Source organism: Rhodococcus sp. p52, from assembly GCF_000763325.2.
Taxonomy (GTDB): domain Bacteria; phylum Actinomycetota; class Actinomycetes; order Mycobacteriales; family Mycobacteriaceae; genus Rhodococcus; species Rhodococcus pyridinivorans.
Genome location: NZ_CP016819.1, coordinates 687,821 through 702,349, shown reverse-complemented (window position 1 = coordinate 702,349; position 14,529 = coordinate 687,821). Strand labels below are relative to the sequence as shown.

The following is a 14,529-nucleotide window of genomic DNA, read 5'->3' as shown; positions in this document are numbered from 1 at the left end:
CATCGTCAGAAGTGACCACGACTGTCACCCAGATGCGCGCCGACGGTAAAGACCGGAGGTTGCGCGGCACGGGAAGCGGACGCTGCGAAGATAGAGGCATGGCAACTGGACGGCTCTACGGTGGACGCGCAGGTGAGGAACGGCAGGCCGATCGACGAGCCCAGCTCGTCGAGGCCGGCCTCGACCTCCTCGGCGCCGCCGAGGGCGAGCCCACGTTGTCCGTCCGCGGCGTCTGCAAGCGCGCCGGCCTGGCGTCGCGTTACTTCTACGAGAGCTTCACCGACCGCGACGAGCTGACCGAAGCCGTCTACGACCACGTGGTCCAGCGCATCGCCGAGAGCACGATGGCCGCGGTGACGGCCGCACCGACCGGCGACGACCGCGTCATCGTCCGCGCAGGTGTCGAGAACATCGTCCACGAGATCGAGGAGGACCCCCGGCTCGGCCGCATCATGTTCTCCGTCAGCCAGGCCAATCCGCAGCTGTCCAGGCGGCGCCTGGATTCGACCCGGATGTTCGCCGGGCTGGTCACCGCCCAGGCCGAGAACATCTACGCCATCACCCCGAGCCCCCGGCTCGACCTGGCGGCGCACTACGTCGTCGGCGGACTCGCCCAGGCGCTGACGGCCTGGCTCGACGGCACCGTGCCGCTGAGCCACGACGACGTCGTCGAGGAGTGCACCGAACTGCTGATCACGATGTCGGCCCAATTGCGACGCGACTCGGCCACGTAGAACCCCGCGGCCGCGCGATTGTTAACCTCTACGCGTGCTGCTCTCCGATCGCGACATCCGCGCCCAGATCGCCTCCGGGCATCTGGGCATCGACCCGTTCGATCCGGAGCTGGTGCAGCCCTCGAGTGTCGACGTCAGACTCGACAGCCTGTTCCGCGTCTTCAACAACACGCGTTACACGCACATCGACCCGGCGAAGCAGCAGGACGAACTGACGTCGCTGGTGCAGGTTCCCGAGGGTGAGCCGTTCGTGCTGCACCCCGGCGAGTTCGTGCTCGGGTCGACGATGGAGCGGTGCACCCTGCCGGCCGACCTCGCCGGTCGCCTCGAAGGCAAGTCGTCGCTGGGCCGGCTCGGTCTGCTCACGCACTCGACGGCCGGGTTCATCGACCCGGGTTTCGACGGGCACATCACCCTCGAGCTGTCCAATGTCGCTAACCTGCCGATCACGCTGTGGCCGGGCATGAAGATCGGTCAGCTGTGCCTGTTCCGGCTGACGAGCCCCGCCGAGCACCCGTACGGCAGCGCGAAGGTCGGGTCCAAGTACCAGGGCCAGCGCGGGCCTACGCCGTCGAAGGCGTACCTGAACTTCGTGCACAAGCATCCCGACGCGCGTCCCAGCTAGTTCGTCCTGCGCACGTCGCAGACGAACCCCGGGGTGAATCTCGTCCGTGCGGGTCGGGCACCCTCTCGCCCGAGTTAATCTCTGCATGTGCGCGTCGCTGCGGTCGCCACCACACTGCTGCTCCTGCTCGCGGCCTGCGCGCAGGACACCTCGTCGCGCCCCTCGCCTCCCGAGGATCTCCCGGTAGTGCGTGCCGACGGTGACCGGCTCGTCCTCGACGGCCGGACGTGGTGGCCCGCCGGACTCAACGCATACCAGCTCGGTACCCGCTGGGAGGTCAACCACGGATGCGGTGCCGAGGTGGACCTCGACGACTTCTTCGGCACGCTGGCGCCGCGTTCGATCGTGCGTTTCGACGCCTTCCAGTCCCACGCTGTCCACCGGATCGGCGGCACGCTCGACTTCACGGCGCTCGATGCCGTCTTCGACGCCGCCGAGCGGCACAGGGTGTACCTGATCCCGGTGCTCGCCCCGCAGGACAGTGATTGCGACGCGGGTGGATACAAGCAGGCGGACTGGTACGACGCCGCTTGGCACGACCCGCTGCCGGGTCATGTGCTCGCCTACGACGACTGGGTCGCGACCGCCGTCGAACGGTGGGGTTCGTCACCGGCGGTCGCGATGTGGGAGCTGATCGGCGAACCCGAGACCGCGACCTGCACCGACGACGAGTGCGCCCTCGAACGACGCGAGTGCTTGCCCGGCGGTGCTCGGCTGCTCCGCAACTGGATCGACGAAGCAGCCGGCATAGTCCGCGAGCACGACCCGGACCGGCTCGTCACCGTCGGCACCATCGGAGGCGACCAGTGCGGTTCCGCCGGCGACGATTTCGCGACCGTCACCGACGCCGAGCAGCTCGACGTGGTGCAGTACCACGACTACGACGACGCACAGTTCCTCGAACGGCGGCTCGACGGATTGTCGAAGCCGATGCTCGTCGCCGAACTCGGTGTCCGGGCCGGTTCGTGCCGCGCGGTGAGCGAACGTGCCGATATCGTCGACCGCACGCTCACGCGGTACCGCGATCTCGGGGCCGATGGCGCACTGATGTGGTCGTTCGTCCCCGACCCGCGACCGGACGAGTGCACCTACGACATCGGCCCGGACGACCCGGTCCACTACGTCCTACGACGTCACCACGGCTCAGGGTGACGTCCGGTCGAGTACCCGGAAGAGTCGCCAATCTGGTTGGTCGGCACCGTCGTTGGGGATTTCGAGTTCGAGTACCGCGATGTCGCTGCCGGTCTCGTAGATGGTGGGGTAGCGGCGGTTGACGGCGTCCGATGTTCCGCGGCCCTCGTTGGGGACGGTCAGGATGTACTCGACCCCGGAGGCGGAAGGGCGGTTGAGCACGGCCGTGAAGTCGGAGTCCGAAGGGATGACGAACGTCTCGGGGCGTTCGGTGGCCGAGAAGATCGCGAACCCGTAGACCGTGTCCATCAGCACCGAGCCCGGCGGTAGGTCCATCGCGTCGAGGTATTCGGCGATGCGCCGTTCTGTGGAGAATGCCGCGATCACCTGTCGCTGCTTCTCACGCACCTCGGACGGATCGTTGTCGTCCGGGAACAGGGCCGTGCGCAGCGCGTGCTGTTCCTGCGACAGGGTGGGCGAGCCCATCGCGACGAACGTGACGGGCAGGCTGCACACCAGGAGCACCGCACCCAAGGGTGCTGCGCCGCTGGGGTCCTCCGTCCTCGGAACGGCATGCGGCCCGGGGCGTCGTGCCGTGAGCAGTCCACGTCGCGGAGCCAGTTGTACGACCCACACCGCGAGCAGCGGGATCGCGCAGATGTAGAAGCGCAGGAACGGGAAGGTCATTCCGCGTGCATAGGACAGGGCCGCGAAGCCCAGGACCGCGCCGAAGACGACGAACGGCACGAGCGGTTCGAGATCGCGTCGTCGCCATGCGAGCACCGCCACGACCGGGATCAGCAGCGGAAGCGCCGGCCCGAGCACGACGGTCTCGGCGAGCGAGAAGGCGATCGCACCGAGCCCGCCCGACGACCCGCCACCGCTCTGCTCGAGGATGGCGGCGTTGCCGTAGGCCGAGGTGAACTGCGCGAGCCATTCACCGGTGACGAGCCAGCTCGTCACGACGAACGCGACGAAGGCCAGAGCGAGGGGAGCGGCGACGAGGATCGCGTCCATGATCGCCGGCTGCCATCCCGAGCCGGGAGCGTACCGTCGCGATCGGTACCGGACGAGCAGTGCGACGAAGACCGTCACCGCCCCACCGACGGCCAGCGCGTCGTACCGCGCGAGATACGCCAGTGCCAGGGCGATTCCGGCCAGCGCCAGGTCGTGGATGTCGTCGGTGCTGCACCAGCGGATCAGACGACGCGCGGCCCAGCACAAGGCGAACAGGAACGGCGCCTCGCTCATCCCGTTCGCGCCGTAGTAGACGATCATCGGGTTCAGGGCGAACACCGCCGTCACCGTCCACACGAACCACGGCGTGCAGCCGCGATCGCACGCGATGCGGTGGATCTGCACCGCCGCGCCGGCCATGAACGGCGCCGACATGAGCACGGCCGTCACCGCATAGGCCGACAGTCCCGGGAACCACGCCGACAGTCCTGTGAGGGGCACCTGGACGAGCGCGGTGAGGGGTGTGAACACGAAACCGATGGCAGCGAGGTGCGGGTCGCGGCTGAGCAGCACCGACCGCGCAGCGCTGACACGGCTGAGCGAATCCCCCTGGTAGTACTGCACGTCCAGCGCGAGCCACAGTCCTACCACCAGATAGATCAGGCAGGCGGTCCAGAACACCCACGTGCTGCGGGTCCTCACGACGACAACCCGTGGAAGGTCTTCTCCCAGTAGGAAGGATTACGGATGAGCTGATAGGTGCCTTTGATCGCCGCGATCGACATGAGGACCCAGTAGAACGGCACGGTCAGGCACGGCCACCACAGGTTCGAGTGGCCCGTCTCGCGGCACGCCACGAAGTTCATGTACATCACGGCGACGTTGCCGAACACGAGCGAGATCAGCGCGGGGAAGTAGGCGTACCAGGGGAAGATCTCCTCGATCAGTTCCGCCTGGCCGAGCAGCCACGCGAGCGTTGTCATCCAGAACACCATGTTCAGGCACGCGATGATCGGCGTGCCCGCGAGCAGGGTCGTGAAACGCAGCATCCCCGCGGTGCCGATCACCCGCCACAACCGGACGGGCCGGCGCATGTGGACCAGCCAGGTCTGCAGATAGCCCTTGTACCACCGGGATCGCTGCCGCACCCAGTTGATCGGATCGCTGTTCGCCTCCTCCAGCGTGGTCGAGTCGAGAACCGCAGTGGAGTAGCCGGATTCGGCGATCCGGACGCCGAGGTCGGCGTCCTCGGTGACGTTGTACGGATCCCACGCACCGATCTCGTCGAACACCGATCGGCGGATATGGTTCGACGTCCCGCCGAGCGGGATCGGCGAGTGCGACTTCATCAGTCCGGGCAGGATGAAGTTGAACCACAGCGCGTAGTCGGCGGTGAACCAGCCGGTCAGCAGATTCTGGGTTCCGTTGTGGAAAGCCAGCTTCGCCTGCACACATGCCACGTCGTCGCCGAGACGGTCGAAGACGACGACCACCCGGCGCAACTGCAAGGGCTCGGGGAGGTCCTCGGCGTCGAAGATCGTCACGATCTCGCCCGTCGTGAAGTGCAGTCCGTAATTGCACGCCTTCGGTTTCGTCCGTGGGTCGGCGGCCGGGACGAGCAGGATCTCGACGCTCTCGCCGAGCCCGGCCTTCTCCGCGGCCTCGATCGTGACGGTGTCGTCCTCCTCGAGCAGCAACAACACCTGGAGCTTGTCGGCCGGATAATCGAGCGCGGCCATCGCGGCGAGCAGATCGCCCACCACCTCGGGTTCGTTGTAAGCGGGGACGAGCACCGTGTACGGCGGCAACTGGTCGTCGGTGAGGGCGAGAGCTTCCTCGTCGTCGACGATGAACTGCGCGTCGCGTGCCATGCCGCGGGTGAACAGCAGCAGCCGGTCGGCGAGGGTCGCGATGTACCCGAAGGTGCACAGCACGGTGAAGACGATCAGGGTCGGTTTCGTCGCCACGACGAGCGCGAGCACGAAGGCCCCCGCGAGTGCGAATCCGAGGTATTTCTGCCACGGCACGAACGCGACCGACGCCGACGAGACGGGGCTGCGTTCGCGCAGTCCGTGCACCGCTTCGTGCAGGGCCGCGGTCCGGTAGGCGTCGAACTCGACGGTGTCTTCGGGCGGAACATCGTGTCCCGAGCCGACGTTCACTCGCCCTGCCATTGCGCCTCCACGAGTTCGCGACCCACCTCGATGAGCATGGAACGGTCCTTGTACTCGGGATCGGTGTCCTCGACGGTGCCGTTGCCGCGCAGCAACACTCGCATCAGAGTGCGTGCGTTGGCGACAGTGTTCGGCTCGGGCTGCGGGAACGGCGCATCGAGTTCGTGGTTGTCCACCGTCAGCAGGCTCACCCGCTGGGCGACGGTGTCGCTGCGGGTCCACACGAAGCTGAGCAGGCTCCACGTCAGGAGCAGGTTGTCGTCGACGACGGTGAAGTACTCGGCGGTGACGCCGCGACCCAGATCGACATATTCCTTCGGGCTCACCCGTGATTTGCCCAGTGCGTACATCGATTCGGTGGGGTACACCGCGAACGAACCGACACGACGCACCTGCAGTGTCTGCACGGCGACGGTGCGGGGACGCAGCAGCCGATCCCACTCCGGGTTCGGTTCCTCCGCCCGGAGCATCTGCCGGCGCAGCACCGATCCCTGACGGAAGTATGCGCGGGGCCAGTCGTAGTCGACGGACGACAACTGCACCCATCCGGATGGGACGATCTGGGTGGCGGTGCCCGAGTAAGGGGGCCCGACCGAGACCGGCGTCAGGCGCTGGTCGGGAAGCGGCAGGAGTGCGGCGAGCAAGGTGGCCACCGCGACGCACATCGCTCCGCGCACGGCCTGGGGAACCGACACCGGATTCGGTGGCAGCGTGCGTGGCGCGAGCCCGCGGTAGGTCCACAGATAGGCACCGGCCCCGACGACCACCGTCGCGACCACCGCCGGCACGTACTGCGACACGGCGATGGGTGCGTCCGGCCACCGCTGATCGACCAGGACGAGCACCACCAGACCGGTCACGAATGTTGCGGAGCCGTAGAAGAATCCGCGGGCCCGGGTGCGCCGCGTCGCGAGTCCGACAGCCGTGGCGGCGAGCACGAGCGTGCCCTGTCCCGCCGCGAGCTTCGTGCCCCCGGCCTCGACGAGCACGATCCGGTAGAGCACGGGCGAGCTCAGGAAGAGCATCGCCCACGCCTGCCAGTACGCCGCGGTCACGCGCAGGCCGAACATCGCGACGCACGCCCCGCACACGAACACCCACGCGGCGAGCACGTCGAGATGCATCACCTGATAGTTCGTCGCGTAGCGCGGCATCAGCAGCCCCTTGATCGCGAGCGCGATCAGCAGCAGGAGCACCGACGTGATGATGTCGGTCTGCCGGTCGTGGATCGGCAGTTCGTTCTTCCGCTGCCGCGTGATGCCGATCGCAACGATCGCGACGAGAGGCGGCACGATGAGGACGTAACCACCCGTGGTGCCGGTGCGGATCTCGTCGAGCAGCTGCAGCCAGGTGGAGTGGAAGCCGATCAGGGTTGCGGCGACTATCGCGATCCACCGATTGGTGGTGTGCAGCATCGCGTTCGTGAAGAACCGCTCGATGAACGACGGATGCTCGGTTGTCGTGGTCATCGTGTTCACCGCGACTGCGGACGGCGCCGACGGGGGAGCGACCACACCGCGGCGCCCGCCGCACCGACGACGAGCAGGACGACCCCCGCGACGACCACTGCGGTCACCGTGCTGTCCGATTCCGACGACGCCGCGTCGACGTCGTCGTCCCGGGTGTGGGGATCGATGAGGGTGATCGGTTCGCGGTCGGGCGCGGTGAACAGCACGCTGCCCTCGAGTTCGAACCAGCGACCGGGCTCGGCGGAGAGCCAGTCGAGCGTCCGATCGAGTTCCTCGGGAGCACCGGTCGACGTGGCGACCAGCACGGTGCGTCCGTCGTCCCGCACGACCTGCAACGAGGCGAAGTCCACCTCGGTGCCGAAAGTGAGGCTGGTGCTCTCGCCGTCGGCGTTGCGGACCTCGAACCGGCGGTCCTCGGTGCGGACGAGCGGCAGCTGCGACTGCAGATCTTCGGGCAGGAGACCGTTCGCGGCTACGATCACTGCCGGTCCCGACGAGGCGAGCGCTTCGTCGATCGTCACCCATTCGGGGTCGAGCGGACGGCTGGTGAGCGACTGGAGCCCGGCGACGAGCTCGACGGCACGGGCGACGTCGACGAGGCTGCGATCGGAGGTGGCGACGTCGACCTTCGGCATCAGCGTCTGGGGCAGCGACGGGAAGCCGACGGGCAGCGGCGGATCCGCGAGGGTGCTGAAGACACGACTGCCGCCGTCGATGCGCAGGGTGACGGGTTGCTGCAGACCGCACTGCTGCTGCGCGCCGGTGGTGCGGAGTTCGACACTGATGTCGGTGAGCCGCCCGAGGGCCGAGTTCGGAACCGTGACGACACGGTCGATGACGCCGCTCGCGTCGGCGGCCCACGAATCGAGCATGATGTCGCCGACGGAGACGGTGATCGACCCGCCCTGGGTGGCGGGGAGCGGGGTGTAGGTGCCCTGCAGGTCGATGCGCACATCGCGCACCGGCCGCCCGAATTCGGTCTGGTCGAGGAAGAGGTGTACGTCGGCGAGGCCGAGACCGCTCGTCTCGAGGTCGGACACTCGTAGGTCGTACAGGGTGGTCGAGTCCGGAGCGAGGATGGGCGAGACGTCGAAGGTGCCGACGGCGACGTCGGAACCGACGGCAAGACCGGACAGGATGCTGTTCACCAGGCCTACCTGGTCGAGGAGGGTCTGGGCGTCGCCTCGGACGTACAGGGCGGGCGGCCCGTCGGGCACCGGCACGACCTCCGCACCCGTCTGGTCGCCCTCGCTGACGACGATCTGCCGGACGAGCGGGGTGTCGGCTGCGGGGGGGAGGCCGTTCGCCGGGAGTTCACGTACGTCCACGGGCACCTGCCGCCCGGGATACCGGGCGCTCACGGTCGCTGCGAGGTCGAGGGCGACGCCCGCTTCGGCGTCCGTGGGGTCCTCGGCCAGATACAACTCGAGGCGATCGAGGACCGGCGGGAGGTAGTCGGCGACCGCTTGCGGCGCCGCGGGTGTGCCCGCGTACCGGACCAGACCGTCGCGCAGACGTACCGAACCCAGCGTCCAGTCGTCGGGGCAGATGTTGTCGACGGCGACCAGGTGCAGATCGAGCGAGACCACCGCGGCACCGTTCTCCACCTTCGCCCCGGCGAGCGGAATCGTCAGGGGCACGATGGCGCCACCGGGCGGCAGTTCCACGCGGGTGAGCAGGCGCCCGTCCGAGACGACGTCGATCCATCCGCGCGCGACATTCGTGGGCAGTTCGGCGGTGGTGTCCAGGAAGGCGGGAGTATTTCCGGCCGGGACAGGAAATGCGAGTGTGACGACATCGGAATTGCCACGGAATTCGATGTTCGGCCCGAGCCCGAGCTTGCGGGTCGGGAATGCGACCTCGCCCGGAGGAGTCGGTTCCGTCGGTTCGAGATCCTGCGCTGCAGCGGTAAGCGGGTTCGCGCACAACGTCATCGAGGCGGCAAGAGCCAGCACGAGGGTGCGACGGGAACGGCGACCGGTTCTGGGCGATGTCACTCGAGCAGCGTATTGCGTCCGATCACGAGAATATTGCAGACGCGGCGACAATTCGGTGTGACGTTGCGCTGTTGTAACGGAACGACGGCCGGCCTCGATTTCAGCCGACGACTCGAATCGGACGAATCAGGAGGCCCCGTGGCGGAAGCAGCGAGGTATCGGACGGTTGCGGCGCCGTGAGCGATCCGCTGTTGTTCGTCGCGCACACCGGTGAGCGGTCGGGTGCCGAGAAGGTCATGCTGATGCTCGTCGACGTCGCTCTCGCGCAGGGGCGTCGGGTCGTGGTGGCGTGCCCTGACGGGCCGCTCGCCGACGCCCTCCCGGCCGGATGCGTCCGTGTCCGGTTGCCCCGGCTGGGCATGTGGGGTCAGAGGGGAGTCGGGCGGATCGCGGGCCTGGCGGGTCTTCCGCTGCGGTGGCTGGTGGGAGCGCGCAGGCTCCGTCGCGTGCTCTCCGCGGAGCGGCCGCGGGTCGTGTGCAACTCGTTGTTCGCATTGCCGTCCCTGCGGCTCGCCGTGCTCGGCACGTCCCACTGTGAACGTGCCGGGTGGCTGGTGCACGACACTCTGTCCTCCCGTAAGCAGCGCATCGTCGCCCGGATGGGCAGGGGTGCCGTGGGTGGAGCGGTCGCCGTCTCGCGGGCCTCGGCCGTGCCGGTCCGTGAATGCGGATATCCGGTGGTCGTCGCACCGCACGGCGTCCCGATTCCGCCTGTTCCGTCCCGGTCGACATCTCCCGAGGACTCGACTCCCGATGCCTCGACCGTGCGGGTGGGCATCCTCGCGTCGGTGACGGAATGGAAGGGACACCGCGTCCTTCTCGAGGCGGTGGCCGAGGTGCCCGGGATCCGTCTCGATGTGGCGGGGGAACCGTTCCCCGGCGACGAAGCCTTCCTCGACGAACTGCGGCGTCGCGCACACGCCCCCGACCTGCGCGGACGAGTGTCGTTCCTGGGTCGGGTCGATCCCGCCGAGGTCTTCGCGGTGTGGGACGTGATGGTCTCCGCGAGCACCTCGCCGGAGGCGGGGCCGCTGGTCGCACTGGAGGCGATGGCGCACGGTGTGCCCGTCGTCGGCACCGATCACGGAGGGACCGCCGAGCATCTGGCCGACGGCGCGGGACTGCTCGTTCCGCCCGGCGATGCGAAGGCTCTGGCAGAGGCGTTGCGGCGACTGATGTCCGATCCCGACCTGCGGAACGACATTGCCGTCACCGCGCGTCGCCGGGTGGAGGAGCGCCACGACATCGAAGTCACGTTGCCGGCCATGGTGAACGCCTTGTGGGCGACGGGCGTCACATCGTGAGGCGGCCTCGAGTATTGCTTTTGCAACCATGTTGTGATCGCCGATGTTTGGTGTTCCCGGCGGATTCGCGCACACTGTGAGCCATGTGGGTGTGGATCGCATCGGCGCTGGCGGCGTGGCTGGGCCTCTCGGCTCTCGGCGCGCTCGCGGTCGGTCGGTTCCTGTTCGTCTCCGAGAGGGAGGAACAGCTCGTCGAGATGCAGCGGGAGCAGCGCGATCCTGCGAATCCTCCCGTCGCTTCCTGACACGCCGGACGTCCGCCTGCGCGATACTCGCGAGTAACAATTTCTCGTGTCTAGACTCGGTTCCGCGTCGTCCTCCTGTCCCCCATGTGAGGACGGCCGCACGGGTCGGTTACCCCCCATCACCGGTCCGTGCAGAAGCCCCGGCCGATCCACCACCACGATTGCCGGGGCTTCACCTATTCCCGGGCCTGTTTCCGGCGGAGATATCCTGTCGCTCATGACCGAGCAGGCTCCCTGCGTCGCAATCACCTTTTGCACGCAGTGCAAGTGGCTGCTGCGCGCCGGATGGATGGCGCAGGAAATGCTGAATACCTTCGGTACCGCTCTCGGCGAGGTCGCGCTCGTTCCTGAGACGGGGGGAGTGTTCCGCATCGTTGTCGACGACACGGTCGTGTGGGACCGCAAGGAGGACAAGGGTTTTCCCGAGATCGTCGTGCTCGAGCAGCGAGTGCGTGATCTCGTGGAGCCGGATCGTGATCTCGGGCATGTGGATCGGGCCGCCCGGGCCGATGCCCCACCTCGTCGCGACAGCAACGACATCTAGCGGTAACGTTCTCGTATATGTGCCCGCGTTCTACGCGCGTCGGGCACGGTCGACGGCGTGCCGCTCACGAAAGTGGTCGCCGACATCGAAACACGGGGAGGAAAATCGATGAATTCTGTTGCGAAGAAGGCTGCAGTCGCGGCCTCCGGTGCCGCACTGCTGGCACTGGTCGTTCCGGGCGTCTCGTCCGCTGCGGGTCCGAGCGTCTCGGCGAAGGCGGAGAACGGCGCCATCGTCGTCGACTTCGATCTGACGCGCGCCGACGTCGACCGCGGCGTCACCTGCGTCACCTACGTCCTGAAGCCGGGCACCGTCGACACGGCCGATCCGTCGGGTCGCATCGACGCGCAGCCCGCCGGCACGAGCTTCTCGGTGACCAACACGAGCACCTCGAGCGCGCTGTACATCAAGGACGGCGCATCCTCGCAGGCCGGCCCGGAGTCGATCACCGACGGCACCTACAACGTCTTCTGGGGCTGCCAGGACGCCTCGGGTGCGCAGTACGAGAACATCTTCGACGCGTCCGGTCGCCCCTTCACCGGTGGCATCTCCGTGACGGTCGGCGGCGGCGGGTCCGCACCGCAGGGCGAGTCGGCTCCGCAGGCACAGTCCGCGCCGCAGGCCGAGTCCGCGCCCGCACCGCAGGGCGAGGCCGCGCCCCAGGCCGACAATGTTCCGCCGGCCCCCCAGTCGCAGCCGGAGCCGGTCGACCCGCTCCAGTTCGCGATCAAGTTCCTGCGCGACTTGATCGGCGCCTACCTCTGATCGGAGTCCACACTCCGATCCGCACGTGACGGCATCGGCGGCACCCATCGGGTGCCGCCGATGCCGTTTTCGTGCCGACCCTGTAGATGTGGTCCGGGGTCGATTTCTGTGGCAGTGGAAGGAGAAGGGGTGGACGCCGCCTCGATCGCGACGGTTCTCGCATCGTCGCTGCAACTGCGACGTGCGTACGGCGCGAGCATGCGGCCGCTGACGTCCGGGGGCCACTGGTCCGAGGGTGACGGCTGGTGGATCGGCATCACCGCAGCCCCCGACCCCGACTACAACCTCGCGCTCGTCCACGGCGGCGACGTGACCGCTCACGCCCAGCATGTCTACGAGACGCTGACGGAGGCCGGTCACCCGTCGATCGTCCTGCTCGCCGGGGACGGCCTCGGCGCCGCCCAGGTTCTCGCCGACCACGGCTGGGTGTGTGCAGGTTCGCTGGACCTGACCTACCTCGTCGCCCACGACGCTCCGATCGATCCGGGCCTCCGGGTTCTCGGCGAGGACGACATGGTGCATGCCCGCGAACTCGCCGCCGCGACCTTCGGGATCGCCCCGGGGACCGCCGCGGTCGCCTACGCCGACGTCGTCGCCCGCACCACCGGCGTCGAGGTGATCGGGATCTTCGACGACGCGGATGCGGACGACGGGGCTGCAGCTCTGCAGTCGTGCACCCTGCTCGTCGACAGCGGACCGATCCGGACGGTGTGGTCGCTCGGCACCCGCACCGGCCGGCAACGTCGCGGATACGCGAACCGGCTGATTCGGGCCGGCGCCGCCCACACCCACACGCAGCGCGGCCCGGTCGCGATGTGCGGACTCACCAGGCCGCGTGTCACCCCGCTCTATCTCGCGGCCGGAGCGCGCGTCGCCGAGACCTGGCAGATGTGGTCCCGTCCGCGCTGGCTGCTCGGCAGCTGACGGACGTTCGGGTCGGTAACATTTGCCCGATTCGTCGCGACACACTGGCGACGTGCCCACTCCCGGGGCGACAGCGAAAGGCCTGTGCATCGTGTCCGAACGAAGCATCCGCGACGCCGAACTGCGTCGTGAGCTCGGTGTTCCTCCCACCGTCGATCTTGTGGGGCATGCCCGCGATCTCGCTCGCGTGGCCGTGCCCGCCGCACTCGTCGCCGCGCTCGCCGCGGTCGCGGTCTTCTTCGTCCGTGACAGCGGCCCCGGGGTGTACGAGTCGTCGCTCGTCGCGGAGATCCGCTCGTCGGCATCCGTGTCCGGCAACGACGCGACCCTCGGGCAGCTCATCGCTCCCTATGTCGCGCTGTCGCAGGACTCGGCGGTCGTGGCCGCGATCGCATCCGAGACGAACGAGGACCCCGCGAAGCTGCCGTCGAGGATCGACGTCGGCTACGGCTCGTCGCCCACCCTGCTCACCGTGACCGCCCGCGACGACTCGCAGGCCGACGCCGACCGGCTCGCGCAGACGGTCGTCACGCAGCTCGACCGCGCGCAGACCGAACGCAATCGCGTCGCCCTCGACGCGCGCATCGCCGAGCTGGACGCGGTCGTCGCCGGTCTGCGTGCCGACCTCGCCGCGAGTATCGCCACCGACGAGGAGGGCGTAGCCGATCCGGTGGTGCAGGCCGAACTCGATGCGCGGCTCGAGCAGCTCCGGCAGGCACGCTCGGGCGCGAGCCTCGAATACCTCCAGGTGCTGTCGATGCCCGCCGGTACAGGGACGAAGGTGTCCCCGATGCCGCGCGCCGAGGCCGCGGTCGCCTTTCTCGCCGTGTTCGTCCTCGTCGCCGAGTTGCTGGTCGCGCTGAACGGACGCTTCGGAGCGTCGAACAGCCCGGCCTGGGCCCGGCGGGTCGCGCGTCGCCACCGGGCAGCTGTGCAGATCGAGCGCGACGATCGGGAGACGCTTCCTCTCGACACGATCGTCATGCTCGGACAGCGCGCCTCGCTCGGCGACCACATCCTCCTCCTCACCGGCGAGGGCGTGACCGTCGAGACCGACGCCTTCGGCGATGCCCGCGACCGGATCGTGTGCTGCGGAGTCGGGGAACAGTGGTGGACCCGCGCGAAGACCGAGGGGCTCGCGCTCGCCGTGATCGTGCTGCAGGCCGGGGCCGAGGAGCGAGCGCAGGCGGAGGACACACTGCGTGCCCTGGCCGAGATCGAGGTGCCCACGCGTCTCGTCCTGCTCGGTGCAGGACGCGAGTTGGTGCCCGTGCTTCCGGCCCGGCGCCGCGAAACGGCCGTGGAGGCGGCTGCCGAGCCCCCGGCTCCCGTCCCGGCCGCCGCACCTCAGCCCGCACCCGCACCTGCACCTGCACCTGCACCTGCGGCGCCTGCACCGCGACCAGTGCCCGACGACCGTCACCGGGCTCCGCAGCCGGTGCCGTCGCAACCCGAGTCGCTGTTCGTCCCGCCCCAGGATTCGGCCTACCGGCAGTACCGCTACGACGAAGGGCACGACTACGGATACGCCGACCAACAGAGCTACCGGGACGGGCACGCTCATCCCGAGCAGAACGGTTACGGCGAATCTCGGGAGACGTCGCGCTACTGACCGTGTTCCCGCCCGAGTTGAAGCTTCGCGCCGACAGGCTATAGTGAT

At 68.5% G+C, this 14,529-nt stretch carries 13 protein-coding genes; 9 read left to right on the top strand and 4 right to left on the bottom strand.

Going from position 1 to position 14,529, the window contains the following annotated elements; genetic code table 11:
* Positions 1-98: 98 nt before the first annotated feature.
* From IM25_RS03050 to IM25_RS03040, 3 genes are all read left to right on the top strand, one after another.
* Positions 99-734: a TetR/AcrR family transcriptional regulator gene (locus IM25_RS03050; RefSeq protein WP_033096295.1), complete on the top strand. Its 636-nt coding sequence runs from the start codon at positions 99-101 to the stop codon at positions 732-734.
* Between the two features lie 34 nt (positions 735-768).
* Positions 769-1,359 (top strand): dCTP deaminase, encoded by a 591-nt coding sequence (gene dcd / locus IM25_RS03045; RefSeq protein WP_006552638.1) that lies wholly within the window; start codon positions 769-771, stop codon positions 1,357-1,359.
* An 87-nt stretch (positions 1,360-1,446) separates the two neighbouring features.
* Positions 1,447-2,511 (top strand): mannan endo-1,4-beta-mannosidase, encoded by a 1,065-nt coding sequence (locus IM25_RS03040; RefSeq protein ID WP_006552637.1) that lies wholly within the window; start codon positions 1,447-1,449, stop codon positions 2,509-2,511.
* On the opposite strand, the gene IM25_RS03035 is transcribed toward IM25_RS03040, so the two are convergent.
* From IM25_RS03035 to IM25_RS03020, 4 genes are read right to left on the bottom strand one after another with little or no spacing between them, the layout of a single operon-like run.
* Complete coding sequence (locus IM25_RS03035) at positions 2,503-4,149, bottom strand: glycosyltransferase family 39 protein (protein WP_198162533.1); 1,647 nt, start codon at positions 4,147-4,149, stop codon at positions 2,503-2,505. The two genes, IM25_RS03040 and IM25_RS03035, sit on opposite strands and share 9 nt — an antisense overlap.
* Positions 4,146-5,621 (bottom strand): glycosyltransferase, encoded by a 1,476-nt coding sequence (locus IM25_RS03030; protein WP_033096294.1) that lies wholly within the window; start codon positions 5,619-5,621, stop codon positions 4,146-4,148. The genes IM25_RS03035 and IM25_RS03030 overlap by 4 nt, the downstream gene beginning before the upstream one ends.
* Positions 5,606-7,090: an archaeosortase/exosortase family protein gene (locus tag IM25_RS03025; protein WP_232333387.1), complete on the bottom strand. Its 1,485-nt coding sequence runs from the start codon at positions 7,088-7,090 to the stop codon at positions 5,606-5,608. Before IM25_RS03025 ends, IM25_RS03030 begins: the two co-directional genes overlap by 16 nt.
* 5 nt (positions 7,091-7,095) lie before the next feature.
* Entirely contained in the window at positions 7,096-9,087 is a 1,992-nt protein-coding gene (locus IM25_RS03020; RefSeq protein WP_065995733.1) for a hypothetical protein, read from the bottom strand.
* 176 nt (positions 9,088-9,263) lie between these two features.
* On the opposite strand from IM25_RS03020, the gene IM25_RS03015 reads away from it, so the two are divergent.
* From IM25_RS03015 to IM25_RS02995, 6 genes are all read left to right on the top strand, one after another.
* Positions 9,264-10,391 carry a glycosyltransferase family 4 protein gene (locus IM25_RS03015; RefSeq protein WP_033096292.1) on the top strand — a complete coding sequence of 376 codons (1,128 nt, stop codon included), beginning with the start codon at positions 9,264-9,266 and terminating at the stop codon, positions 10,389-10,391.
* Positions 10,392-10,474: 83 nt separating this feature from the next.
* Entirely contained in the window at positions 10,475-10,636 is a 162-nt protein-coding gene (locus IM25_RS26360) for a hypothetical protein (protein ID WP_019290926.1), read from the top strand.
* A gap of 217 nt (positions 10,637-10,853) precedes the next feature.
* A complete protein-coding gene (locus IM25_RS03010; RefSeq protein ID WP_033096291.1) occupies positions 10,854-11,180 on the top strand; it encodes a SelT/SelW/SelH family protein in 327 nt (108 codons plus the stop codon).
* Positions 11,181-11,288: 108 nt separating this feature from the next.
* Positions 11,289-11,945 (top strand): hypothetical protein, encoded by a 657-nt coding sequence (locus IM25_RS03005; RefSeq protein WP_033096290.1) that lies wholly within the window; start codon positions 11,289-11,291, stop codon positions 11,943-11,945.
* 129 nt (positions 11,946-12,074) lie between these two features.
* Positions 12,075-12,869, top strand: coding sequence for a hypothetical protein (locus tag IM25_RS03000; RefSeq protein ID WP_006552627.1), 795 nt, complete (start codon positions 12,075-12,077; stop codon positions 12,867-12,869).
* Between the two features lie 91 nt (positions 12,870-12,960).
* Positions 12,961-14,481: a hypothetical protein gene (locus IM25_RS02995; RefSeq protein ID WP_052039940.1), complete on the top strand. Its 1,521-nt coding sequence runs from the start codon at positions 12,961-12,963 to the stop codon at positions 14,479-14,481.
* The last annotated feature ends 48 nt before the right edge of the window (positions 14,482-14,529 follow it).